This window comes from Streptomyces lomondensis, assembly GCF_014651035.1.
Taxonomy (GTDB): Bacteria; Actinomycetota; Actinomycetes; order Streptomycetales; family Streptomycetaceae; genus Streptomyces; species Streptomyces lomondensis.
The window spans coordinates 107,645-129,493 of the sequence record NZ_BMWC01000011.1; the positions used below are offsets into that span (position 1 = coordinate 107,645).

At 72.3% G+C, this 21,849-nt stretch carries 22 protein-coding genes and 1 riboswitch; of the genes, 14 read left to right on the forward strand and 8 right to left on the reverse strand.

All coding sequences use genetic code 11. The features are described 5' to 3' along the window. Positions 1 to 103 precede the first annotated feature (103 nt). Positions 104 to 1,390, reverse strand: coding sequence for a threonine synthase (thrC, locus tag IE255_RS30605; RefSeq protein ID WP_190053635.1), 1,287 nt, complete (start codon positions 1,388 to 1,390; stop codon positions 104 to 106). 18 nt (positions 1,391 to 1,408) lie between these two features. Beyond that, positions 1,409 to 1,564, reverse strand: a riboswitch (SAM riboswitch). A 155-nt stretch (positions 1,565 to 1,719) separates the two neighbouring features. Here thrC and IE255_RS30610 point away from each other — a divergent pair. The 3 genes from IE255_RS30610 (at position 1,720) to otsB (ending at position 4,970) form a co-directional block, all read left to right on the forward strand. Next, positions 1,720 to 2,664, forward strand: a complete 945-nt coding sequence (locus tag IE255_RS30610; RefSeq protein ID WP_190053636.1) for a glucosyl-3-phosphoglycerate synthase — start codon at positions 1,720 to 1,722, stop codon at positions 2,662 to 2,664. 73 nt (positions 2,665 to 2,737) lie between these two features. Beyond that, positions 2,738 to 4,126, forward strand: a complete 1,389-nt coding sequence (locus IE255_RS30615) for an alpha,alpha-trehalose-phosphate synthase (UDP-forming) (protein ID WP_190053637.1) — start codon at positions 2,738 to 2,740, stop codon at positions 4,124 to 4,126. 7 nt (positions 4,127 to 4,133) lie between these two features. After that, positions 4,134 to 4,970, forward strand: a complete 837-nt coding sequence (gene otsB / locus IE255_RS30620) for a trehalose-phosphatase (RefSeq protein ID WP_190053638.1) — start codon at positions 4,134 to 4,136, stop codon at positions 4,968 to 4,970. Between the two features lie 114 nt (positions 4,971 to 5,084). Here the strand turns inward: otsB and IE255_RS30625 are convergent, their stop codons facing one another. Continuing rightward, the gene (locus IE255_RS30625) at positions 5,085 to 5,330 is read right to left on the reverse strand and encodes a DUF3263 domain-containing protein (protein WP_190053639.1); all 246 of its coding nucleotides are present in this window, start codon (positions 5,328 to 5,330) and stop codon (positions 5,085 to 5,087) included. Between the two features lie 39 nt (positions 5,331 to 5,369). After that, positions 5,370 to 6,623, reverse strand: coding sequence for an ABC transporter substrate-binding protein (locus IE255_RS30630; protein ID WP_190053640.1), 1,254 nt, complete (start codon positions 6,621 to 6,623; stop codon positions 5,370 to 5,372). Between the two features lie 133 nt (positions 6,624 to 6,756). Here IE255_RS30630 and IE255_RS30635 point away from each other — a divergent pair, with 133 nt between their 5' ends. The 3 genes from IE255_RS30635 to IE255_RS30645 all read left to right on the forward strand — a co-directional run bounded on the left by IE255_RS30635 (position 6,757) and on the right by IE255_RS30645 (position 9,983). Further along, the gene (locus tag IE255_RS30635) at positions 6,757 to 7,698 is read left to right on the forward strand and encodes an ROK family protein (protein WP_190053641.1); all 942 of its coding nucleotides are present in this window, start codon (positions 6,757 to 6,759) and stop codon (positions 7,696 to 7,698) included. A gap of 98 nt (positions 7,699 to 7,796) precedes the next feature. Next, entirely contained in the window at positions 7,797 to 8,909 is a 1,113-nt protein-coding gene (gene nagA / locus IE255_RS30640; RefSeq protein ID WP_190053642.1) for an N-acetylglucosamine-6-phosphate deacetylase, read from the forward strand. A gap of 144 nt (positions 8,910 to 9,053) precedes the next feature. Continuing rightward, on the forward strand, positions 9,054 to 9,983 hold the full coding sequence (locus IE255_RS30645; protein ID WP_190053643.1) for a 1-phosphofructokinase family hexose kinase: 930 nt from the start codon (positions 9,054 to 9,056) through the stop codon (positions 9,981 to 9,983). 9 nt (positions 9,984 to 9,992) lie between these two features. Here IE255_RS30645 and IE255_RS30650 read toward each other — a convergent pair whose 3' ends face one another. Together IE255_RS30650 and cdgB are read right to left on the reverse strand one after the other, a co-directional pair. Further along, positions 9,993 to 10,931, reverse strand: coding sequence for a CBM35 domain-containing protein (locus tag IE255_RS30650; protein ID WP_190053644.1), 939 nt, complete (start codon positions 10,929 to 10,931; stop codon positions 9,993 to 9,995). Positions 10,932 to 11,050: 119 nt separating this feature from the next. Further along, positions 11,051 to 12,706 carry a diguanylate cyclase CdgB gene (gene cdgB / locus IE255_RS30655; RefSeq protein WP_190053645.1) on the reverse strand — a complete coding sequence of 552 codons (1,656 nt, stop codon included), beginning with the start codon at positions 12,704 to 12,706 and terminating at the stop codon, positions 11,051 to 11,053. Positions 12,707 to 13,059: 353 nt separating this feature from the next. Between cdgB and IE255_RS30660 the strand changes: the two genes are divergently transcribed. Both IE255_RS30660 and IE255_RS30665 read left to right on the forward strand, forming a co-directional pair. Continuing rightward, positions 13,060 to 13,644 carry a flavin reductase family protein gene (locus tag IE255_RS30660; protein ID WP_190053646.1) on the forward strand — a complete coding sequence of 195 codons (585 nt, stop codon included), beginning with the start codon at positions 13,060 to 13,062 and terminating at the stop codon, positions 13,642 to 13,644. A gap of 61 nt (positions 13,645 to 13,705) precedes the next feature. Continuing rightward, complete coding sequence (locus IE255_RS30665) at positions 13,706 to 14,173, forward strand: GNAT family N-acetyltransferase (protein WP_190053647.1); 468 nt, start codon at positions 13,706 to 13,708, stop codon at positions 14,171 to 14,173. A 14-nt stretch (positions 14,174 to 14,187) separates the two neighbouring features. Here IE255_RS30665 and arfB read toward each other — a convergent pair whose 3' ends face one another. Beyond that, entirely contained in the window at positions 14,188 to 14,625 is a 438-nt protein-coding gene (gene arfB, locus IE255_RS30670; protein ID WP_190053648.1) for an alternative ribosome rescue aminoacyl-tRNA hydrolase ArfB, read from the reverse strand. A gap of 158 nt (positions 14,626 to 14,783) precedes the next feature. On the opposite strand from arfB, the gene IE255_RS30675 reads away from it, so the two are divergent. Continuing rightward, positions 14,784 to 15,359 (forward strand): TerD family protein, encoded by a 576-nt coding sequence (locus IE255_RS30675; RefSeq protein WP_190053649.1) that lies wholly within the window; start codon positions 14,784 to 14,786, stop codon positions 15,357 to 15,359. A 195-nt stretch (positions 15,360 to 15,554) separates the two neighbouring features. Beyond that, positions 15,555 to 16,067 (forward strand): GNAT family N-acetyltransferase, encoded by a 513-nt coding sequence (locus IE255_RS30680; RefSeq protein WP_190053650.1) that lies wholly within the window; start codon positions 15,555 to 15,557, stop codon positions 16,065 to 16,067. A 24-nt stretch (positions 16,068 to 16,091) separates the two neighbouring features. Here the strand turns inward: IE255_RS30680 and IE255_RS30685 are convergent, their stop codons facing one another. Further along, entirely contained in the window at positions 16,092 to 17,525 is a 1,434-nt protein-coding gene (locus IE255_RS30685; protein WP_190053793.1) for a M1 family metallopeptidase, read from the reverse strand. Between the two features lie 7 nt (positions 17,526 to 17,532). On the opposite strand from IE255_RS30685, the gene IE255_RS30690 reads away from it, so the two are divergent. Both IE255_RS30690 and IE255_RS30695 read left to right on the forward strand, forming a co-directional pair. Next, complete coding sequence (locus IE255_RS30690) at positions 17,533 to 18,033, forward strand: hypothetical protein (RefSeq protein WP_190053651.1); 501 nt, start codon at positions 17,533 to 17,535, stop codon at positions 18,031 to 18,033. A gap of 66 nt (positions 18,034 to 18,099) precedes the next feature. Next, positions 18,100 to 18,756: a hypothetical protein gene (locus tag IE255_RS30695; RefSeq protein ID WP_190053652.1), complete on the forward strand. Its 657-nt coding sequence runs from the start codon at positions 18,100 to 18,102 to the stop codon at positions 18,754 to 18,756. 13 nt (positions 18,757 to 18,769) lie between these two features. Here the strand turns inward: IE255_RS30695 and IE255_RS30700 are convergent, their stop codons facing one another. Next, positions 18,770 to 19,447, reverse strand: coding sequence for a pentapeptide repeat-containing protein (locus IE255_RS30700; RefSeq protein ID WP_190053653.1), 678 nt, complete (start codon positions 19,445 to 19,447; stop codon positions 18,770 to 18,772). Positions 19,448 to 19,579: 132 nt separating this feature from the next. On the opposite strand from IE255_RS30700, the gene IE255_RS30705 reads away from it, so the two are divergent. Next, entirely contained in the window at positions 19,580 to 20,740 is a 1,161-nt protein-coding gene (locus tag IE255_RS30705) for an NAD(P)-binding protein (RefSeq protein WP_229906656.1), read from the forward strand. 98 nt (positions 20,741 to 20,838) lie between these two features. Beyond that, complete coding sequence (locus tag IE255_RS30710; RefSeq protein WP_190053655.1) at positions 20,839 to 21,819, forward strand: zinc-binding dehydrogenase; 981 nt, start codon at positions 20,839 to 20,841, stop codon at positions 21,817 to 21,819. Positions 21,820 to 21,849 lie beyond the last annotated feature (30 nt).

Here is a 21,849-nt window from a genome sequence, read left to right on the forward strand (position 1 = left end):
CCGGTTGGGTAGCGGACCTGCCTTTAGGGGCGCGGGGCTGTGTCGATATGCGGCTCCGCCGCGTGGGCGCGACCAGCCCCCACCGGCCCGCAGCCGACAACGATCAGACGAGCCCAGCCTCACGGAACGACTCGAGGTTGGGACGAATGGTCGCGGTAAGCCCGGTCCCCGCCACCGCATCCAGCGTCTTGAGACCATCCCCGGTGTTGAGCACCACGGTCGTCTTCGACGGGTCGAGCACCCCGTTCTCGATCAGCTTCTTCGTCACGCCCACGGTCACCCCACCTGCGGTCTCCGCGAAGACACCCTCGGTCCGGGCGAGGATCTTGATCGCGTCGACGACCTGCTCGTCGGTCACGTCCTCCACGAACCCACCCGTCCGCCGTGCGATGTCCAGCACATACGGCCCGTCCGCCGGATTGCCGATCGCCAGCGACTTGGCGATCGTGTCCGGCTTCTGCGGCCGGACGACGTCGTGCCCCGCCTTGAACGCCGTGGACACCGGCGAGCACCCCTCGGCCTGCGCACCGAAGATCTTGTACGGCTTGTCCTCGACAAGACCGAGCTTGATCAGCTCCTGAAGGCCCTTGTCGATCTTCGTGAGCTGGGAGCCGGAGGCGATCGGCACCACGATCTGGTCCGGCAGCCGCCAGCCGAGCTGCTCGCAGATCTCGTACGCCAGGGTCTTGGAGCCCTCGGCGTAGTACGGCCGCAGGTTGACGTTGACGAAGCCCCAGCCCTCGCCCGCCGGGTCGCCGATCAGCTCGGAGCAGAAGCGGTTCACGTCGTCGTAGTTGCCCTCGATGCCGACGAGCTCGCCGCCGTAGATCGCGGCCATGACGACCTTGCCCTGCTCCAGGTCGTGCGGGATGAACACGCAGGAGCGGAAGCCCGCGCGGGCCGCGGCGGCACCCACGGCGCCGGCGAGGTTGCCGGTGGAGGAGCAGGAGAGGGTGGTGAAGCCGAAGGCGCGGGCGGCCTCCAGGGCCTGGGCGACGACCCGGTCCTTGAAGGAGTGCGTCGGGTTGCCGGAGTCGTCCTTGACGAAGAGCTTGCCGGCGTCGACACCCAGCTCGCGCGCCAGGTTGTCGGCCTTGACGAGCTTGGTCCAGCCCGGGTTCAGGTTCGGCTTGTCCGCCACGTCGGCCGGGACCGGCAGCAGCGGGGCGTAACGCCAGATGTTCGCGGGACCCGCCTCGATCTGCCTGCGGAGCTCCTCGGCGTCGTACGCGGAGAAGTCGTAGGCGATCTCCAGCGGGCCGAAACACTCCTCGCAGGCGAAGACCGGGCCGAGGGGCACGCGGTGACCGCACTCGCGGCAGCTCAGGGCGGCGGCCGGGCCGAGGTCTACGGTGGAGTTCGTGGTGCTTGCAACAGTCTGCACAGCCATGTGAGGCGAGGCCCTTTCTCCTCATCTTCCTCACGACGCATCTCGCCGTGAGACGGATTTGGCACCTTCCCTAGCCGGGAGCCTCGCGCTGTGGTCGCCAGTGACCTACGAGTACCGACTGGAGGGTTGCCGGGGCTTCATCGGGCCGTATCCCTCTGCCCCTCTGGATGAGCTGTATGTGGTTGTAAACGACGGACGACCTCGGACATGCGATGGTCATCCGCGTTGTTCAAGACTGTAACCGACGACCAGGACCCTTGAGATAGTCGTCCGAACCGCGAGATGGCTCACAGTCCGTCCCGCCGAGAGAACGCTAAGGAGCCGCCACGGTGCTGGAAGAAGTCGAGCGCTGGCTGAGCACCCGTTCCTGGTCCGCGACCGAGCGTCCGCTCCACCGGATCCTGGCCGCCAAGCAGCGCACGGGCCAGACGGTCAGCGTCGTGCTGCCCGCGCTCAACGAGGAGGAGACGGTCGGCGACATCGCCGCCGTCATCCGCCACGACCTGATGCGGCAGGTCCCGCTCGTCGACGAGCTGGTCGTCGTCGACTCGGGCTCGACCGACCGCACGTCGGAGGTGGCCGCCGCCGCGGGCGCGACGGTGGTGCACCGCGACGACATACTCCCGCGGCTGCCCGCCGTGCCCGGCAAGGGCGAGGTGCTGTGGCGCTCGCTCCTGGTCACGCGCGGGGACATCGTCTGCTTCATCGACGCGGACCTGAGGGACTTCTCGTCCGACTTCGTCTCCGGGATCGTGGGCCCGCTGCTCACCGAGCCGGACGTGGACCTGGTGAAGGGCATGTACGACCGCCCGCTCGGGGGCGCCGCCGGGCAGGGCGGCCGGGTCACGGAGCTGATGGCGCGCCCGCTGCTCAACATGCACTGGCCGCTGCTGGCCGGCTTCGTGCAGCCGCTCGGCGGGGAGTACGCGGCCCGCCGCTCGCTGCTGGAGCAGCTGCCGTTCCCCGTCGGGTACGGCGTCGAGCTGGGCATGCTGGTCGACGCCCTGCATCTGGTGGGCCTGGACGCCCTCGCCCAGGTGGACATCGGGGTGCGCAAGCACCGGCACCAGGACGGGCAGGCGCTGGGCCGGATGGCCGCCGCGATCTACCGCACGGCCCAGCTGCGGCTGGCCCGCGGGCATCTGATCCGGCCGTCCCTGACGCAGTTCGAGCGGAGCGAGGACGGCTTCGAGCCGCGGACGTACTCGGTGGACACCGAGGAGCGTCCGCCGATGGTGGAGATCGCCGAGTACCAGCGGCGGAGGGCGGCCTGACCGGAGTCGTTTTCGGCCGGACACGGCAGGCCCGTACGTTTGAGCGTTTACAGGCCGGGCTAGGTTGAGGCGTATGGCTTCAACGTACGGTGCTCCACAGGTGCTGGTGGCCTCCAACCGCGGTCCGGTCTCCTACGCGGTGGGCGAGGGCGGTTCGCTGAACGCCAAGCGGGGCGGCGGCGGGCTGGTCTCGGGGCTGTCGGCGATCGGGGCGGACGCGGACGCGCTGTGGGTGTGCTCGGCGCTCTCCGACGGCGACCGGGAGGCGGTCCGGCGCGGGGTCGGCGAGGACGGCGTGCGGATGCTGGACATCCCGGCCGACGTGCACGCCGACGCCTACAACGGCATCGCCAACTCGGTCCTGTGGTTCGTGCACCACATGCTCTACCAGACGCCGCTGGAGCCGGTCTTCGACGCGGAGTTCCGGCGCCAGTGGGCGTCGTACGAGACGTACAACCGGGCGTTCGCCGAGGCGCTGGCCGAGGAGGCGGCGCGGGGGGCGGTGGTCGTGGTGCAGGACTACCACCTGACGCTGGTCCCGGGCATGCTGCGCGAGCTGCGCCCGGACCTGAGGATCGGCCACTTCTCGCACACGCCGTGGGCGCCGCCCGAGTACTTCCGGATGCTGCCGGACGACGTGGCCGGGCAGGTGCTGCGCGGCATGCTGGGCGCGGACCGGCTGGGCTTCCTCACGCAGCGCTGGGCGGACGCGTTCACCGCGTGCGCCGAGCAGTTCGCGGGCGGGCTCGGGGGCACGCGGATCGGCGTGCACGGGCTGGGCGCCGACGCGGACTTCCTGCGCAAGCGGTCGCACCAGCAGGACGTCGAGGAGCGGATGGCCGCGCTGCGGGAGGAGATCGGCGAGGGCCGCCGCACCATCGTCCGGGTCGACCGCACCGAGCTGTCGAAGAACATCGTGCGCGGCCTGCTGGCCTACCGCCGGCTCCTCGAGACCCACGCCGAGTGGCGCGAGCGCGTGGTGCACGTCGCCTTCGCGTATCCGTCGCGGCAGGACCTCGCGGTCTACCGGGACTACACGGCCGAGGTGCAGCGGCTGGCGGAGGAGATCAACGCCGAGTACGGGACGCCCGGCTGGACGCCGGTCGTGCTGCACGTCAAGGACGACTTCGCGCGCTCCCTGGCCGCGTACCGGCTGGCCGACGTGGCGCTGGTCAACCCCATCCGGGACGGCATGAACCTGGTCGCCAAGGAGGTCCCGGTCATCTCCGACGCGGGCTGTGCGCTGGTGCTGTCGCGGGAGGCGGGGGCGTACGAGGAGCTGGGCGAGGACGCGATCACGGTGAACCCCTACGACGTGACGGGCACGGCGGCGGCCCTGCACGAGGCGCTGTCGATGCGCCCGGAGGAGCGGGCCGAGCGCAGCAAGCGGCTGGCCGCGGCGGCCACGGCGCTGCCACCGGCGCGGTGGTTCCTGGACCAGCTCCAGGCGTTGAGGGGCTGATCGGCGGATGAGCGGCACGCTGCCCACGCCCACCACACAGGCCGGGAAGGAGGGCCTGGACGCCCTCCTCGCCCGCCCGGGCAAGGCCCTGATCGGGCTCGACTTCGACGGGACGCTCGCTCCGATCGTGGCCGACCCGGAGCGGGCCCGGGCCCATCCGGAGGCGATGCCGGCGCTGGCCGCGCTCGCGCCGAAGGTGGCCGCCGTGGCGGTGATCACGGGCCGGCCCGCCGAGGTCGCGGTGCGCAACGGCGGGTTCGCGGACGTGCCGGGGCTGGAGCACCTCGTCGTCCTCGGGCACTACGGCGCCGAACGCTGGGACGCCCGCAGCGGCGAGGTCAGCGCCCCCGAACCGCATCCCGGTGTCGCGGCCGTCCGCACCGAGCTGCCCGGGCTGCTCGAAGGGAGCGGTGCGGGACAGGGCACCTGGGTGGAGGAGAAGGGCCGGGCCGTGGCCGTGCACACCCGGCGGGCCGCCGACCCGCAGGCCGCCTTCGAGGCCCTGCGCGCGCCGCTCACCGACCTGGCGGCCCGGCACGGCCTGATCGTCGAGCCCGGCCGCATGGTCCTCGAACTCCGCCCGCCCGGCATGGACAAGGGCGTTGCCCTGAGCGAGTTCGCTCGGGAGATCGGCGCCGGGTCCGTCCTCTACGCCGGCGACGACCTGGGCGACCTGCCCGCCTACGCGGCGGTGGACAAGCTCCGCTCGGACGGCACCCCGGGCCTGCTGGTGTGCAGCGGCAGCGACGAGGTGACCGAGCTGCGGGAGCGGGCGGACCTGGTGGTGGACGGTCCCGAGGGTGTCGTACGACTGCTGCGGGATCTGGCGGACCGGCTCGGCTGACGGCGCGCACGCACTCAGGGGCGCGGGGCTGTGTCGATATGCGGCTCCGCCGCGTGGGCGCGAACAACCACGACGCACCTGCACCCGGCAGCGCAGGCCAGGCCCCCCGGGCCCTCACCGCTCCGCCCGGCGGGCCTCCCGTATCCGCCGCAGCCGGTTGACCGTCACCGGGTCGTGGGCCAGGGCCCGGGGGTCGTCCAGCAGGGCGTTGAGGAGCTGGTAGTAGCGCACGGGGGCGAGGCCCAGCTCCTCCCGTATGGCCCGTTCCTTCGCGCCCGGGCCGGAAAAGCCCCGGCGTTCGAGCGCGAGGATGTCCTGCTCCCTGCGCCCGAGCCGGGCCCGGTCGGTCTCCTCGTCCATGCCCGGCACCGTAACGCCTGCCACCGACAGCGGGGCCGGCTACTCGGCGCTCTCCGCCCGGACGGCCGTCGCCTGGAGGTGGCCCAGGACGCCCGAGGGGCTGCCGCCGGGGGCGACCGCCTTGCCGATCTGCTGCTTGACCTGGGCGCTGACGTCGGCCCAGGAGGTCTTGCCGACCGGGTAGAGCTCGGAGGCCGGCAGCTCCTCCAGGAACGGCCTGAGGTGCCGGTCCCGGTCGGAGGCGGCCATGGTCGCGGACGCGGAGGTGGTGACCGGCAGCAGGTCGTACTCGCGGGAGAAGGCCAGCACGTTCTTCTCGCTGTAGACGAAGTCGAGGAAGTCGCCGACCTGGTCGCGGTTGCCGTTCTTCCGGAAGGCCGTCATCCAGTCGGCGACACCGAGCGTGGCCTTGCTCGTGCCCTCCTGGCCGGGCATGGGCACCATGCCGTACTCGACGCCCTTCTTGGCGGCGATCTTCATCAGGGAGGGGTGGCCGTTGACCATGCCGACCTCGCCCTTCGCGAAGGCGGCGAACGCGTCGGCCCGGTTGAGCTCGCCCGGCGGGACGGGCCCGGTCAGGTCCTTGCCGACCAGTTCGTTCTTCAGCCAGGAGAAGGTGTCGATGTTCTCCGGGGAGTCGATGCCGTAGCTGTCGACGCTGTCGGTGTAGCCGCCCCCGCCGCTGAGCATCCACTGCATGGTCTCGGCCTGCGCCTCCTCCGGGCCGAGGGGTAGGGCGTAGGGGTACTTCACGCCCTCGCCCTTGAGCGCCTCGGCGGCGTCGGCCAGCTCGTCCCAGGTCTCGGGCGGGGTGATGCCGGCCTTGTCGAAGAGGGCCTTGTTGTAGAAGAGCACCCGCGTGGAGGAGGCGAACGGCATGCCGTACTGCACGCCCTTCACCTGGCCGGCGGAGGCCAGCTGCCCGACGAAGTCGGCCTGCACGGGTATGGAGAGCAGGTCGTCGGCCTTGTAGAGCTGGTTCTGGGCCACGTAGTCGGCGTACGCGCCCATCTGCGCCATGTCCGGCGGGTCACCGGCGGCGACCATCTCCCTGACCTTGCGGTCGACGTCGTTCCAGGAGTAGACGCTGACGTCGATCCGGACTCCGGGGTGGTCGGCCTCGTACTCCTCGACGAGCTTGTCCCAGTACTTCCGGGAGCTGTTGGCCGCACTGTCGCCGTAGTCGGCGGCGACCAGTTCCAGGGTCACGTCGGCCGAGCCGCCCGTGATTCCGCAGCCGCCGAGGACCGCCGTCATGCCCAGTGCGGACACCACCGCGATCGTTTCTGCCATCCGCCGCCGCTGCACCGCTGTTCTTCCCCAACCCTGGCGTCGCCGCCACTGAAACTTTTCGATATGCGGACCAAGGTCTACACCACGTAAGTGGACTAGACCTCTCGCGGGTCCCCGGGTCACACTGTTCCCCGTGAGACATGTCATCGCCCTCGACGTGGGCGGCACCGGAATGAAGGCCGCCCTGGCCGGGCCGGAGGGCGAGGTCCTGCACCGGGCCCGCCGGGCCACCGGCCGCGCGCAGGGCCCGGACGCCGTGGTCGCGGGCATCCTCGACTTCGCCGCCGAGCTGCGCGCGTACGGCGCCGAGCACTTCGGCACGCCCGCCGTCGCCGCCGGGGTGGCCGTCCCCGGCATCGTCGACGAGGCGCGCGGCGTCGCCGCCTACGCGGCGAACCTCGGCTGGCGCGACGTCCCGCTGCGCGACCTCCTCGTGGAGCGGCTGGGCGTCCCCGTCGCCCTCGGCCACGACGTGCGCACCGGCGGCCTCGCCGAGGGCCGGGTCGGCGCGGGCCGGGGCGCCGACCGGTTCCTGTTCGTGGCGCTGGGCACCGGCATCGCGGGCGCCATCGGCGTGGACGGCCGGGTGGAGGCGGGCGCGCACGGCTTCGCGGGCGAGATCGGCCACATCGTCGTACGCCCCGGCGGCACCCCCTGCCCCTGCGGCCAGCGCGGCTGCCTGGAGCGCTTCGCCTCGGCGGCGGCCGTGAGCGAGGCCTGGGCAACGGCCTCCGGCGCCCCAGGCACGGACGCGGCGGACTGCGCCAAGGCGGTGGACTCCGGCGACCCGAGGGCCCGGGCGGTCTGGCAGGAGGCGGTGGACGCCTTGGCCGACGGCCTGGTCACCGCCCTCACCCTGCTGGACCCCCGCACCCTGATCATCGGCGGCGGACTGGCGGAGGCGGGGGAAACCCTCTTCACACCCCTGCGGGAAGCGATCCGCAGCCGCATCACCTTCCAGAAGCAGCCGTCGATCGTCCCCGCGGCGCTGGGAGACGGTGCCGGTTGTCTGGGGGCGGGCCTGCTCGCCTGGGATCTTCTGCTGTCGACCGACCGTTCGGAGGTAACCACCTGATGGCAACGCCCCCAGGGGCGCGGGGAACTGCGCGACCAGCCCCACACCACCCGCACCCCGCAACGGCCGAACACCCCACGGTCCTCACCGGCGCAACCGTGGTCCTCCCCACAGGAACCGTCCACAACGGCCGGTTGATCATCGACGGCACCCGCATCACCGCCACCGCCCCGCAAAACGCCCAGATCATCGACGTAACAGACCACTACGTGATCCCCGGCTTCGTAGACCTCCACAACCACGGCGGAGGCGGAGCCTCCTTCACCTCGGGGTCGGTCGAAGACGTACTGCGCGGCATCCACACCCACCGCCTGCACGGCACGACCACCCTGGTCGCCTCCACCGTCACCGGCGACATGGACTTCCTCACCCGGCGCGCCGGCCTGCTCAGCGAACTCGCCGAGCAGGGCGAGATCGCCGGCATCCACTTCGAGGGCCCGTTCATCTCCCCCTGCCGCAAGGGCGCCCACGCCGAGGACCTGCTGCGCGACCCGGACCCGGCCGAGGTCCGCAAGCTGATCGACGCGGCCCGGGGCAGGGCGGCGATGGTCACGCTGGCCACCGAACGGCACGGCGGCCTCGACTCCGTACGCCTCCTGGCCGAACACGGCGTGATAGCCGCGATCGGCCACACGGACGCGACGTACGAGCAGACGGTCGAGGCCATCGACGCGGGCGTCACGGTCGCCACCCACCTCTTCAACGCGATGCCGCCGCTCAGCCACCGCTCCCCCGGCCCGATCACGGCCCTCCTGGAGGACGACCGGATCACGGTCGAGCTCATCAACGACGGCACGCACCTGCACCCGGCCGCGCTCCAGCTGGCGTTCCACCACGCGGGCGCACACCGGGTGGCGTTCATCACGGACGCGATGGACGCGGCCGGTTTCGGCGACGGACGCTACTGGCTCGGCCCGCTGGAGGTGGAGGTCGCGGACGGCGTCGCCCGTCTGGTCACGGACGGCACGATCGCCGGCTCGACCCTCACCCTGGACCGGGCCTTCCGGCGGGCGGTCACGGTCGACGGCCTGTCCGTCGAGGACGCGGTGACGGCCCTCTCGGCCACCCCGGCCCGGCTGCTCGGCATGGACGACACGATCGGCTCATTGGAGCCCGGGAAATCCGCCGACCTGGTGCTCCTGGACTCCGCGTTCGAGCTCAAGGGCGTGATGCGCCGGGGCGAATGGGTGGTCGGTCCCCAACTGGGCTGATCCCTCCCGCAGTCGGGAGACGGTGGCCGACTCCAGGACTGGGCCGACCGCCGTCTCTTTGGCATGATCGGGTTTCCGGGGACTCACGGCAGGAGCTTCCGGACGTCACGGCAGCAAGCGCGTTCTCGGGGGAGGTCGGCCCAGGTGATCCTCACCGTCACGCTGAACACCGCTCTCGACATCACCTACCGCGTACGGTCCCTCAGGCCGCACGCCTCCCACCGCGTCTCCGAGGTGACGGAACGCCCCGGCGGCAAGGGCGTCAACGTGGCCCGGGTGCTGGCGGCGCTCGGGCACGAGGTGACGGTGACCGGTTTCACGGGCGGGGCGACGGGCCGGGTCGTGCGGGAGAAGCTCGCGGCGGTGCCGGGCGTGGTGGACGCCCTCGTCCCGGTCACGGGCGCGACCCGCCGCACCATCGCCGTGGTCGACGATCGGACGGGCGACACGACCCAGCTGAACGAACCCGGCCCGACGATCACACCTGCCGAGTGGTCGGCCTTCCAGGAGGCGTACGAGGACCTGCTTCCCGCGGCCTCGGCGGTGGCCCTGTGCGGCAGCCTGCCGCCGGGCCTGCCGGTGGGCGCGTACGCGGGCCTGGTCCGCACGGCACGAGCCGCCGGCGTCCCCGTCCTCCTCGACACCAGCGGCGAGGCGCTGCGCCGGGGCGTCGCGGCCCGCCCCGACATCATCAAGCCGAACGCGGACGAACTGGCGGAGCTGACCGGCTCCCACGAGCCGCTGCGCGCCACCCAGGACGCCCGCCGCCGAGGCGCCGCCGCGGTCGTCGCGTCCCTCGGCCCCGAGGGCCTCCTCGCCGCCACCCGAGAGGGCCGCTGGCGAGCCACCCCACCCACCTCGATACGAGGCAACCCGACAGGCGCCGGCGACTCGGCGGTCGCGGGTCTGCTGTCGGGCTTGGTCGACCATTTGCCCTGGCCGGACCGCCTCACCCGGGCGACGGCCCTCTCGGCGGCGACGGTGCAGGCGCCGGTGGCCGGGGAGTTCGACCGGGGGGTCTACGAGGAGCTGCTGGGGAGGGTGGCGGTTTCTGGGGAGGTCAGCGCCGCGTGAGCGGAGCGCTCACTGCTGCAGCCAGAGCTGGTCGAGCACCGCGTCGCACTGGTTGCCCTGGTTGCAGGCGAGCTCGATCGTGTTGGTGCCCTTGGTCAGGGTGACGTTGGACCAGGTTTCCTTCCAGCCCTTTTCCCAGTCGCCCTTCGGCGTGTTGCCGAAGTTCTTCATGTTCACGGGCCGGGACTGGGCCTCGCCGTTGACCACCAGCGTCGCGTTGGCGTCGACGCCCGGGATGCCGTAGCGCACGTAGAGCCGGTAGGTGCCGGCCTTCTCGATGCCGTCCACCGTCCACGTGACCTTGGCGCCGACCTGGTTGAAGCCCGTCACATAGACGCCGCCGTCGGCCTGCGCGCCCTTGATGTCCGACGCCGTCGTCACACCGGGGCTGAGCCGCAGGGCCTTCGCGTCGATCTTCGGAAGCTCCTGCTGGGCCGCGCCGCTCTCGCTGCTCGACGGGCTCGGCTTCGCGTCCTGGGACTGGGACGGGGGCGTGTTCGCCTCGTTGCCCGAGTCGCCCTTGTCCTTGTCCCCGCCCAGCATGGCCACGCCGATGCCGATCACGACCGCGGCGACCACCGCGATCGCGCCGATCAGCAGGCCCTTGGTGTTGGGCCCGCGACCGCCCCGGCCGCCATGGCCGCCGGACGCCATCGCCGTCTGCGTCGTGGGAGCACCGCCGGGCAGCGTCTCCGGTGCCGCGTAGTGCGCGTTCGGCTGGCCGTAGCCGCCCTGCTGCTGCGGGACCTGGCCGTAGGGCGCCGCCTGCGCGTGCTGCGGCTGCTGGCCGTACTGGCGTGTGCCGACCGCCCGCACCCGGTTGACCGAGTTCGGGTAGCCGTAGCCCCCGGACGGCGGCTGGGCCCCGTTGGCCTGCCCGTCGGCGTAGAGATAGCCGAACGGGTCGTCGTCCTCGGGCGTGCTCGCGCCGTTGTTGCCGGGCGTCATCCCTTGGTCTCCTCAGTCAGGTGCGGTGCGATGCGGTACGGGTCGTGAGAGGGCGAGCCTACCCGCTCCCAGTGACCCAAACGGGTGACTCAGACCGCATCAACTCGCTGACCTGGGGTTCACCCCGCGCGTCTGTGTTGTTTGGGACGAGATCGTTTCTCGACGTACATCCGCTCGTCAGCGGATTTCAACACTTCGTCCGCCGTCATTCCACAGTGTGCCCATCCGATGCCGAAGCTGGCGCCCACCCGGACGGCCCGCCCCTCGGCGCGGATGGGCTGGATGATCTCGTTGCGGAGGCGGACCGCGAGGTCCTGGGCGTCGGCGCGGCCGAGCCCGTCGGCGAGGATGACGAATTCGTCACCCCCGAGCCGGGCGACCGTGTCGCCGTCGCGGACGCCGTTGCTCAGCCGCCGGGCGACCTCGATGAGCACCGCGTCACCCGCGTTGTGCCCGAACCGGTCGTTGATCGACTTGAAGCCGTCGAGGTCGCAGAAGAGCACGGCGAGGCCCTTGGTGCCGTCGTCGTGGTCGCCGTCCGGGGCGACGGTGTGCACATGGTGGTCGTAGGCGTCGTACGGCTCGGCGCTCTGCCGGAAGTCGAAGCCGGGCCCGACGACGTCGAAGGCGTGCCCGTAGGCGGCGTCGTGGGACTCGACGGCGGCGGCCGGCGGCGTGGCCCGCTGGCACAGCCGCGCGGACAGCCGGGAACGCAGCTCCGCGGAGTTCGGCAGGCCGGTCAGCGAGTCGTGCGAGGCGCGGTGGGCGAGCTGGAGCTCGCGGCGCTTGCGCTCCTCGATGTCCTCGACGTGGGTGAGGAGGAAGCGCGGGCCGTCGGCGGCGTCGGCGACCACGCTGTTGCGCAGGCTGACCCACACGTACGTGCCGTCCCGGCGGCCGAGGCGGAGCTCGGCGCGGCCGCCCTCGGCGGAGGTGCGCAGGAGCGTGCCTATGTCCTCGGGGTGGACCAGGTCGGAGAACGAGTAGCGGCGCATCGCGGACGCGGGGCGGCCCAGCAGCCGGCACAGGGCGTCGTTCGTGCGCAGGATCCGGCCGTGCTGGTCGCCGCCCATCTCCGCGATGGCCATGCCGGACGGGGCGTACTCGAAGGCCTGCCTGAAGCTTTCCTCGCTCGCCCGCAGGGCCTGCTGCTCGCGCTCCAGCCGGACGAGGGCGCGCTGCATGTTGGCGCGCAGCCGGGCGTTGCTGATCGCGATGGCGGCCTGGAAGGCGTACATCTGGAGCGCCTCGCGGCCCCAGGCGCCGGGCCGGCGGCCGTTGCGCGGCCGGTCCACGGAGAGCACGCCGATCAGCTCGCCGCACGCCGCGTTGCCCTGCGGGCCCGGCGCGTACATGGGCGCGAAGAGCCGGTCGGCCGGGTGCCACTCGTTCTCGAAGCGGGGGGCGGGGCCGTCGGTGTACCACTGCGGGACGTCGTCGTCGTCGAGGACCCAGCCCTCGGTGTGCGGTATGAACACCAGGTCGCCCCAGTGCTCGCCCATGCCGAGGCGGCGCTCCCAGGACTCGCGCGAGCCGACGCGGCCGGTGATGAGGGCTTCGGCCGCCGGGTTCCCGGCGAAGGCGGCGACGACGAGGTCGCCGTCCGGCCGTACGAGGTTCACGCACGCCAGCTCGTACCCGAGGGCGGCGACCACGCCCTCCGCGACGGTCTGCAGGGTGTCCGCCAGGCTGCGGGCCGTGTTCATGTCGGCCATGACCTGGTGCAGTTGTCGCAGGGACGCAAGACGGACGTAGGGCTCCGACTCGGTCTCCATGCTCGCCCTCCCCCCGAGTACCTCGCAGCGAATCAAGGGTTCTCATCGGCGTATCGTCCTGGCAGCTTCCCCGCCACTGAATCACAGCGCGCTGCCCACTCGGTACACAGGGTCAACAATTCCTGCCTCTTGTGACTCAAGTCACAGGCAAACCTGAACAATTGAGTGGAGTTTCTGCGTTCTTCACGTGCGTCTACCGAACGCAAAGTTTGTCAGGTTGCGCACATCTATTTCCCGGGTGTCCGTCGGGAGCCCATTGGGCAGTCTGTCGGGGAGTCCGTCGGGAGTCCTAGGACCGTGATCGGGCGGGAGCCCGATGCGGGGCGGGCGGGACGGAGATTAGCGTTTCCGGTGTGCCGAACACTCCCCCTGCCACGTCCCCGATCATTCCGAGGCCCGCCTCCGGGCATGCTGAGGGGGTGAGCAACGACGAGTTCCGCGCCGCCATGTCCCGGCTGGCCTCGGGCGTGGTCCTGGTGACCGCGCAGGAGCCGCCGCTCGACCCGGACGACCCCGGCGCGCCGGGCAGCGAGGACGTGGGCATGACGGCCACGGCCTTCATGTCGGTCTCCCTGGACCCGCCGCTGGTGCTCGTCAGCCTGCGCGACGGTTCCCGCATGGACGAGCTGCTGGAGGAACAGGACCTGTGGGCGGTCTCGGTCCTCTCCGAGAGCCAGCGGCACATCGCGGGCCGTTTCGCCATGAAGGGCCGCCTCAGCGACCGCCTGCTGTTCGCCGACATCCCCTACACCCGCGGCGCGTACACGAACGCGCCCCTGGTGGGCGGCGCCCTGGCCGTCCTGGAGTGCCGCACCGAGCAGCGCGTACGGGCCGGCGACCACACCCTGGTGATCGGCCGGGTCCTGACGGCCGGCGTACCGAGCGCGGAGGGCGGCCCGCTGACGTACTTCCGGGGCCGCTACCGGCGCTTGGGCTGAAGAGACCCTGGGCTGCAGAAACCATTGGCCGGGGGGTGAGCCGCCCGCCTAGGGTGCGCGCATGACGACGACCGGCCCGCGACTGGAAGAGATCACCCCGGCGAACCTGGACGCCGCCCTCGGCATCCGCGTCCATCCCGCCCAGGAGCACGCGGTCGCCCCGGTGGTGAAGTCCCTCGCGGAGGCGTACGTCCATCCCGGTGTCGCCTGGCCCCGCCTGATCGTCGACGGCGACCGCCCGGTCGGCTTCCTCATGGCCTTCCTCGACATCGACTGGTACGAGGACGGCAGCGTGCGCCGCTCGGGCCTGTGGCGGCTGAACATCGCGGCCGGGGAGCAGGGCATGGGGTACGGCCGTTTCGCCGTCGAGTCGGTCGCGGAGGAACTGCGCCGGCGCGGCACCGAGCAGCTCTACGTCTCCTGGCACCCGGGCCCGGACGGACCCGAGGGCTTCTACCTGGGGCTCGGCTTCCGCCCGAACGGGGAGACCAGCGGGGATCAGACGGTCGGGGTGCTGGACCTGGCCTGAGCCGGACCCCCGGCTCAGTTCCAGTTCTGCGGGGAGCGCCCCCGCTTCGTCTCCGAGCGCTGCTTCTTCTCGCGCAGCCGGCGTTCGTTGATGCCGCGCGGGATGCGGGTCGGTTTGCGGGGCTTGGGCGGGGGTGCGGTGGCCTCGGCCAGGAGCGCGGCGAGGCGTACGGCGGCGGCCTCGCGGTTGCGCCACTGGGAGCGGTGCTCGGAGGACCGTACGGTGACGACCCCGTCGACCAGGCGCCCGGCCAGCCGCTCCAGCGCCCGCCGCTTCCACACCTCGGGCAGCGCCTCGGTCCGCGCCAGGTCGAAACTCAGCTCGACCTTCGAGTCGCTGGTGTTGACGTGCTGCCCGCCCGGCCCCGACGACCGCGAGAAACGCCACATGAGCTCGGCCTCGGGCAGGGCGACGGAGCCGCGGATGACGTGGGGACCAGACATGCCGTCCATGTTCCCGCTCCTGTCCCGTCCACGTCATCCGAATATCCGCGGGTAAAGAAAGTAAAGGACCTGGAACCTCGTGTACCCCTCTCCACGTTCATGGGGGTAGCTGTAGCTTCGGTGCCGCAGCTTCTTTGCCGCACAAACGAGGGAAGGGACTCCCAACAATGGCTGTAAGCCTGTCCAAGGGTGGCAACGTCTCGCTCACCAAGGAGGCTCCGGGCCTGACCGACGTCACCGTGGGCCTCGGCTGGGACGTCCGCACCACCACCGGCACGGACTTCGACCTCGACGCCTCCGCGATCGCGGTCAACACGCAGGGCAAGGTCTACTCGGACGCCCACTTCGTCTTCTTCAACAACAAGCAGACGCCGGACAACACGATCGTCCACACGGGCGACAACCGCACGGGTGAGGGCGCCGGCGACGACGAGGCGATCAAGGTCAACCTCGCCGCCCTCCCGGCCGACATCGACAAGATCGTCTTCCCGGTCTCGATCTACGACGCCGAGAACCGCTCGCAGAACTTCGGCCAGGTCCGCAACGCCTACATCCGCATCGTCAACCAGGCCGGCGGCGCCGAGATCGCCCGCTACGACCTGTCGGAGGACGCGGCCACGGAGACGGCCATGGTCTTCGGCGAGCTGTACCGCAACGGCGCCGAGTGGAAGTTCCGCGCGGTCGGCCAGGGCTACGCCTCGGGCCTGGTCGGCATCGCCCAGGACTTCGGCGTGAACGTCTGACGGACACCTGAGCGTTGTGAGGAGTCCCCCGGGCCGGACCACCGGCCCGGGGGACTCCTCGTCAGGAGCGCGGGGCTGTATCGACCTGCGGCTCCGCCGCGTGGGCGCGACAAGCCACAACCAGCCCGCACCGGACGCAGCACCCGAGCCCCTACGGCGCGTCGAAACACTCCCCACCCGGGATACGTTTCCCACGTGATCCTCGACCCCCTGCCCCCGGCCCCCCTGGGGGACTCCCTCCTCGCGGAGCTGACCGCCCTCTACGCCTCCAACCACGAGTTCCACACCCTCAGCGGCGACTTCCCCGACCCGAAGGACATCCGCCCCGAGCAGGTCGCGGCCGCCCTGGCCGAGGAGTGGGAGCAGCCCGGCACCGACATCCTGCTCGCCCGCAGCTTCGGCCGGCTCATCGGTATCGCCGTCACCCTCGCCCACCACCCCGACCCCGCCGACCCGGACCCCTGGATCGGCCTGCTGATGGTGGACGCGAGCCTGCACGGCCAGGGCCACGGCCGCCGCCTGGCCGGCCTCGTGGAGGACCGCCTCCGCGACTCCGGCCGCACGGCCGTACGCCTCGCCGTCCTGGCGAACAACCCCAAGGCCCTCGCCTTCTGGACCGCCCTCGGCTACGAGATCATCGACGACCGCCGGGACCTCCGGCTGGACCGCCCGTGCGCGGTGCTGCGCAAGGAACTGGTCACGCCGTAAGGAACTGGTCACGCCGTAGGGGGCTCAGGCCCGCTCAGGCTTGCCCTCCCCGTACAGCCAGTCCTCCCAGACCGCCTCGAAGTCCACGCCGGGCGCCTGTTCCTCGACGTACGCCGTGAAGTCGGCCGTGTCGGCGTTCCCGTGCCGGTACTCGGCCGCCCAGCCCTTCAGGATCCGCCAGAACGCTTCGTCGCCGACGGCCTGTCGGACCTTCTCCAGCACCATCGCGCCCCGCCAGTACACCGGCGGCTCCGAGATCCGCGCGGCGCTCGGCGGCTCCGCCGGCGGGAACGCCCAGACGGCCTCGCCGGCCTCCTCGGTGGCGAAGTAGTCCCCCGAGTACAGCGCGTCGAACGTCTCCCGCGCGCTCCGGCCGCCGTGGTCCTCCTCCCACAGCCACTCCGCGTACGTCGCGAAGCCCTCGTTGAGCCACATGTCCCGCCAGCTCTTCGGCGAGACGGAGTCGCCGTACCACTGGTGGGCGAGTTCGTGGACGAGGAGGGTCATGCCGGGGGCGCCGGGGAAGACGGGGCGGTTCTGGGTCTCCAGGGCGTAGCCGAGGTCGGCAGCGCGGTCGACGATCGCGCCGGTGGAGGAGAAGGGGTACGGCCCGAACCGCCGCTCCGCCCAGCGCAGCACCTCGGGGATCCGCTCCAGCACCGGCCGGCTCGCCGCCGCCTCCACCGGGTCGACGGCCGTGTACACGGGCAGTCCGCCCCCGGCTCTGGAACGGCTGATGTCGAAGCGGCCGATCGCGAGCGTGGCGAGGTAGCTCGCCATCGGCTCGCCGGTGCGCCACACGAACGTCGTACGGCTCCTCGCGGTCGTCTCGCTCCGCAACTCCCCGTTGGACACCGCCCGCAGCCCCCGCGGCACGCTCACCGTCAGGTCGTACGCCGCCTTGTCGGAGGGGTGGTGGTTGCCGGGGAACCACGTCATCGACCCGGTCGGCTCGCCGAGCGCGAGCACCCCGTCCGAGGTGCGCAGCCAGCCCTCCCGGGAGCCGTCCGGGTCGGTGACGGTCTCGGGGGCGCCGGAGTAGCGGACGGTCACGCGGAACGTGTCGTCCCGGTCGATGTCGCCGTGCGGCCGGACGGTGAGCTCCTGCCCGGCGCGGTTCCAGCGGGCGGTCTCACCGCCGACGGTGACCTTCTCGACCTCCATGCCGAGCAGGTCGAGGTTGAAGGCGGAGAGGTCCTGCGTGGCCCGTGCGGTGAGGGTGGCCGTGCCGGTGAGGCGGTGGGCGTCCGGGTCGTAGGCGAGGCGCAGGCCGTAGTGGCTGACGTCGTAGCCGCCGTTGCCCGCCTTCGGGAAGTACGGGTCGCGTACGCCCGAGCCGCCCGGGGTGCCGTGCACTCCGCCGCCGCACGCGGTGAGGGTGAGGACGGGGGCGAGCAGGGCGGGGACGAGACGTACAGATCGGGCCACGCTCGCGATCCTACGATCGCGTGACACCATCACCTCCGTGCTCGACATCGGCTACGCCCTCTCCAACCGCTTCCCGGACCCGCCCCAGACCGACTACCGCCGCGCGGACGTCCGCGCCCTGCGGCACGACCTGTTCTGCGGTGACGTCTACCTGGCGGACACCAGGACCGACCACGAGGTGTCCACAGCCTGGGGATGGGTGCCGGTGCTCGACTTCGCGTGGGCGCTGTGCGACATCGTGGAGCGCATCGACCGCGACCCGGCGGGCTCCCGGGCGTCCCGGCCGCAGCGGGCGGAGCTGGACTTCACCGAGTCGACCGACCGGATGCTCTTCGAGCGCCGCTTCGGGTGGGTGGACATCGAGGCCGACTGGATGCGCGCGGAGGAGCCCCCGCTCACCGTCTCCCACGCCGAACTGCGCCGCGAGGCCCGGGACTTCCTGCACGACCTGATCGCCGACCTGACCGACCTGCACGACGACCTCGCGGAGAACCCGGCGATCTGGACCCTCCAGGCCCGGTTCCCCAGGGTCCCGTAACGAGCGTCGACGGCACGGTGACACCATCACCCGTGATCGATACCTGACACGGGGAGAAGCAGGAGCATGGCGCAGGGGCGTGTGACCTACCGGCTGGACTACCGGGTGCATCCACCGGCCCTCGTGGGCGACGGCGGACCGGGCCAGGGCACCTCCGCCCGGCTCTGCCGGGACCCCGACAGCCCCGCGCCGGACCGGCTCCGCTCCCTGCGGGCCTTCCACCTGCGCGCCGAGGACGGAGCGCCGGTCGCCCGCGTGGTCACGGAGCAGGCCCTGGGTTCACGGCTGAGCGGGCGCCCGGCGGTGTACCACGTCCTTGATCCCTACGGTGCGCCGCTCGGGCGGATCACGCTGCGGCGCCGCCGCGCCTTCCGCTGGGGCCGCAGACGCTGGACCGTCGAGCCCGTCGCCGGACCCGTCCTCCAGGGCTACCAGGGCCGACTGGTGTGGTGGGTGCTGTGGTGGCCCTTCGGCCTGCCGGTCTATCTGCTGTTCCTCCTCTGGGTCCTCATGGCGGAGGCCGACGACGGCTTCCGCCCGCCGCGGCGCATCATCTGGCGCGACCCCGCACGCCGCGCCCACCTCGTCTTCCGCGCGGTGGCCGAGGACTACCGGCTGCTGAGCCAGGACCTGGACCCGCGTCTGATCAACGCCCTCATCGCACTGCACCAGTCCTACGACTGCCCGGAGGAGGCGGGGACGGGAGGCTGGTACGGAGGGTGAAACCCGCTCACGCTCACCCCTCCACCCTGATCCCCCACTGCGCCGCCAGCACCGGCGCCAGGTCCAGCAGCTGCGCCGTACTGATCACCGCCCCCGAAAGCCGGTCCAGACCCCGGCTGATCTCCAGCGACGCGGCCCCGCGCAGGTCGACGTCCACGAGGGTCGCCGCGTGCAGGTCGGCGCCCTTCAGCGCGCAGTCCACGAACTCCACCCGCTCCAGGCGGGCGCCGCCGAAGTCCGGCTCGACGAGGACGCAGCCCTCGAAGACGACGTCTCTGAGCCGGGCCGTGCGCAGGTTCAGATAGTCGATCTTGCCGCCGCGGATCAGCACCCGCTCCAGCACCGCCCCGTGCAGCTGCGGTCCGCCGAGGCGGGCGTCGGTCAGCTCCACGTCCCGCAGGGTCGCCTCGGCGAGGTCCGTGCCGACGCCCCGGACGCCGCTGAGGGTCGCATCGAGGACCCGGGCGTGCCGCAGCCGGGTCTCGTCCAGCGCGCAGCCCGTCAGCGCGCAGTCCATGAAGCGGGCGCCCGACCCGTCCTGCCCGGTGAGGTCCGCGTCCCGGAACTCCAGCCCGTCGTAGTCCCCGTCCGGCTCCAGCCCCCCGCCCTCGTACGGCTCCAGCGCGGGCAGCCGCACCTCCGGTCGCCGCGCGCCCTTCACTCCCGTACCGCCCGCCGCTCTCCTCGCCATGCCCCCATGCTGCACCCCACCACTGACAACAGGCCTTGACCTGCACAAACACCCTCGATGTCACATTCCGGCGCCCCCGACCGGTCGTACTCCCAGAAGGCCACCACGACGACCGCAGGGAGACCCCCAGCCATGCACCGCATCACCGTGATCGGCGGCGGCTTCGCCGGACTGACCGCGGCCATCACCGCTGCCGAGGCCGGCGCCAAGGTCACCGTCCACGAGGCCCACCACACGCTCGGCGGCCGGGCCCGCACCACCGAGGGCCCCTACCGCACGAACGAGGGCCCGCATGCCCTCTACAACGGCGGCCCGCACTGGGCCTGGCTCCGGCAGCGCGACCTCATCGGCCCGCTCGCCCCGATCCCGCCCCTGGAGGCGGCCCGGCTGCGGCTGCGGCACCACGGCGTGCTGCGCCGCACCCCGCCCTTCCCGATGCTGAAGCTGCTGCGCCGGACCGCCGAACAGGCGCCCATGGACGTCGACTTCCTCACCTGGGCGACCGCCATCGCGGGCGAGGAGGGGGCCCGGGCCGCCGCGCACTACTCCGCCGTCGCCCTCTTCCACCACGACCCTGGATCCCTGTCGGCCGCGTTCGTGCAGGAGCGCCTGCGCCGCGCCACCAAGCTGCCGCCCGAGGCGCACTACCCGCGCGGCGGCTGGGCGAGCCTCATCGACCGCATGGCCGCCCGCGCCTGGAACCTGGGCGTGCGGATGGAGACCCTGTCACGCATCGACACGCTCCCCACCGACACACCGGTCGTCGTCGCCACCTCCCTCGACGCCGCCCGGCGGCTGCTCGGCGACGACTCGCTGAGCTGGCCGAGCGGCCGTACCGTCCTCGTCGACCTCGCCGTGCGCACCCGGCGCGGGGACGCCTTCGCGGTCTCCGACCTCGACGCGCCCGGCTGGCTGGAACGGTTCACCGCCCAGGACCGCAGCCTCGCCCCCGCTGGGGAGCAGTTGATCCAGGGCCAGATCCCCATCGCCCCGCACGAGTCCAAGGCCGACGGCACCGCCCGCGCCGAGCAGCTGCTCGACCTGGGCTTCCCGGGCTGGCGCGAGCGCGTCACCTGGCGGCGCGAGGCCGTGGCGCACGGCCGTACGGGCGCGGTCGACCTGCCCGGCACCAGCTGGCGCGACCGGCCGGCCGTGGACCGGGGCGACGGTGTCTACCTCGCCGGCGACCAGGTGGCGGCCCCCGGCGTGCTGTCGGAGGTCTCCTTCAACAGCGCCCTGACGGCGGTGTCCCTGGCCCTCGGCCGACGGGAGCTTGACCTCAAGCAAGCTTGAGGTTGAAAGCTGGGGCGCAGACCACGGCAACGCGCGGACCACGAGACACCGCACAGCCCACGACACCGCGCAGCCCATGACCCCGCGAGGAGCCCCATATGCACGCCATCCGCCTGCACGCCTTCGGCCCGGCCGAGAACCTCACCTACGAGCAGGTCGAGGACCCCCGCCCGGGCCCCGGCCAGGTCCGTGTCGCCGTCCGGGCGGCGGGCGTCCACCTCCTGGACACGGCCCTGCGCGAGGGCATGCAGGGGCCCGCGCCCGAGCCGACGCCCCTGCCCACCATCCCCGGCCGCGAGGTCGCCGGGGTCGTCGAGTCCCTGGGCGAGGGCGTCGCCGGCCTGTGGCTCGGCAAGCGGGTCGTCGCCCACCTCGGCTTCGCCCCCGGAGGCTACGCCGAGCTGGCCGTCACCGCAGTCGAACGGCTGCACGAGATCCCGGAGAACCTCGACTTCGCCGAGGCCGTCGCTATGATCGGCACGGGCCGTACGACGATGGGGATCCTCCAGTTCGCCGACCTCGGCCCCGACTCGGTCGCCGTCGTCCCCGCCGCCGCGGGCGGCATCGGCACCCTCCTCGTGCAGTACGCCAAGAACGCCGGAGCCACCGTCGTCGGCCTCGCGGGCGGGCCGGAGAAGGTCGCCCGCGTCCAGGCCAACGGCGCCGATCTCGCCGTCGACTACACGGACCCCGGCTGGCCGGCGAAGGTCCGCGCCCACCTCGGCGGCCGGACCGCCACCGTCGTCTTCGACGGCGTCGGCGGCGACGCGGCCCGCGAGGCCGTCGCCCTGCTCGGCCCCGGCGGGAAGCACATCGTCTTCGGCTGGTCCGGCGAGGGCCTCCACGACGGCGAGCCCTACCTCGTCGACGGCGTCTCCGAGCAGGTCCTCGGCCCGGTCATGCTCCAGAAGGCCGGCGGCCCCGACCCCGTCCGCACCCTCGAACTGCGCGCCCTCACCGAGGCCGCCGCCGGCCGGCTCACCCCGGCCGTCCACCGCTTCCCCCTCGCCCAGGCCGCGGCCGCGCACCGCGCGCTGGAGACCCGGGGCACGACGGGAAAGGTGGTCCTGGAACCGTGACGCCCCGCCCCGGATAAATCGCATGCTCAG

What these genes read in the sequence shown, in the direction of transcription:
- thrC (WP_190053635.1), bottom strand. Translation starts at nt 1,390, where the DNA reads ATGGCTGTGCAGACTGTTGCAAGCACCACGAACTCCACCGTAGACCTC.
- IE255_RS30615 (WP_190053637.1), top strand. Translation starts at nt 2,738, where the DNA reads ATGGCTTCAACGTACGGTGCTCCACAGGTGCTGGTGGCCTCCAACCGC.
- otsB (WP_190053638.1), top strand. Translation starts at nt 4,134, where the DNA reads ATGAGCGGCACGCTGCCCACGCCCACCACACAGGCCGGGAAGGAGGGC.
- IE255_RS30625 (WP_190053639.1), bottom strand. Translation starts at nt 5,330, where the DNA reads ATGGACGAGGAGACCGACCGGGCCCGGCTCGGGCGCAGGGAGCAGGAC.
- IE255_RS30630 (WP_190053640.1), bottom strand. Translation starts at nt 6,623, where the DNA reads ATGGCAGAAACGATCGCGGTGGTGTCCGCACTGGGCATGACGGCGGTC.
- IE255_RS30650 (WP_190053644.1), bottom strand. Translation starts at nt 10,931, where the DNA reads ATGACGCCCGGCAACAACGGCGCGAGCACGCCCGAGGACGACGACCCG.
- cdgB (WP_190053645.1), bottom strand. Translation starts at nt 12,706, where the DNA reads ATGGAGACCGAGTCGGAGCCCTACGTCCGTCTTGCGTCCCTGCGACAA.
- IE255_RS30665 (WP_190053647.1), top strand. Translation starts at nt 13,706, where the DNA reads ATGACGACGACCGGCCCGCGACTGGAAGAGATCACCCCGGCGAACCTG.
- arfB (WP_190053648.1), bottom strand. Translation starts at nt 14,625, where the DNA reads ATGGACGGCATGTCTGGTCCCCACGTCATCCGCGGCTCCGTCGCCCTG.
- IE255_RS30675 (WP_190053649.1), top strand. Translation starts at nt 14,784, where the DNA reads ATGGCTGTAAGCCTGTCCAAGGGTGGCAACGTCTCGCTCACCAAGGAG.
- IE255_RS30685 (WP_190053793.1), bottom strand. Translation starts at nt 17,525, where the DNA reads ATGGTGTCACGCGATCGTAGGATCGCGAGCGTGGCCCGATCTGTACGT.
- IE255_RS30695 (WP_190053652.1), top strand. Translation starts at nt 18,100, where the DNA reads ATGGCGCAGGGGCGTGTGACCTACCGGCTGGACTACCGGGTGCATCCA.
- IE255_RS30700 (WP_190053653.1), bottom strand. Translation starts at nt 19,447, where the DNA reads ATGGCGAGGAGAGCGGCGGGCGGTACGGGAGTGAAGGGCGCGCGGCGA.
- IE255_RS30705 (WP_229906656.1), top strand. Translation starts at nt 19,580, where the DNA reads ATGCACCGCATCACCGTGATCGGCGGCGGCTTCGCCGGACTGACCGCG.
- IE255_RS30710 (WP_190053655.1), top strand. Translation starts at nt 20,839, where the DNA reads ATGCACGCCATCCGCCTGCACGCCTTCGGCCCGGCCGAGAACCTCACC.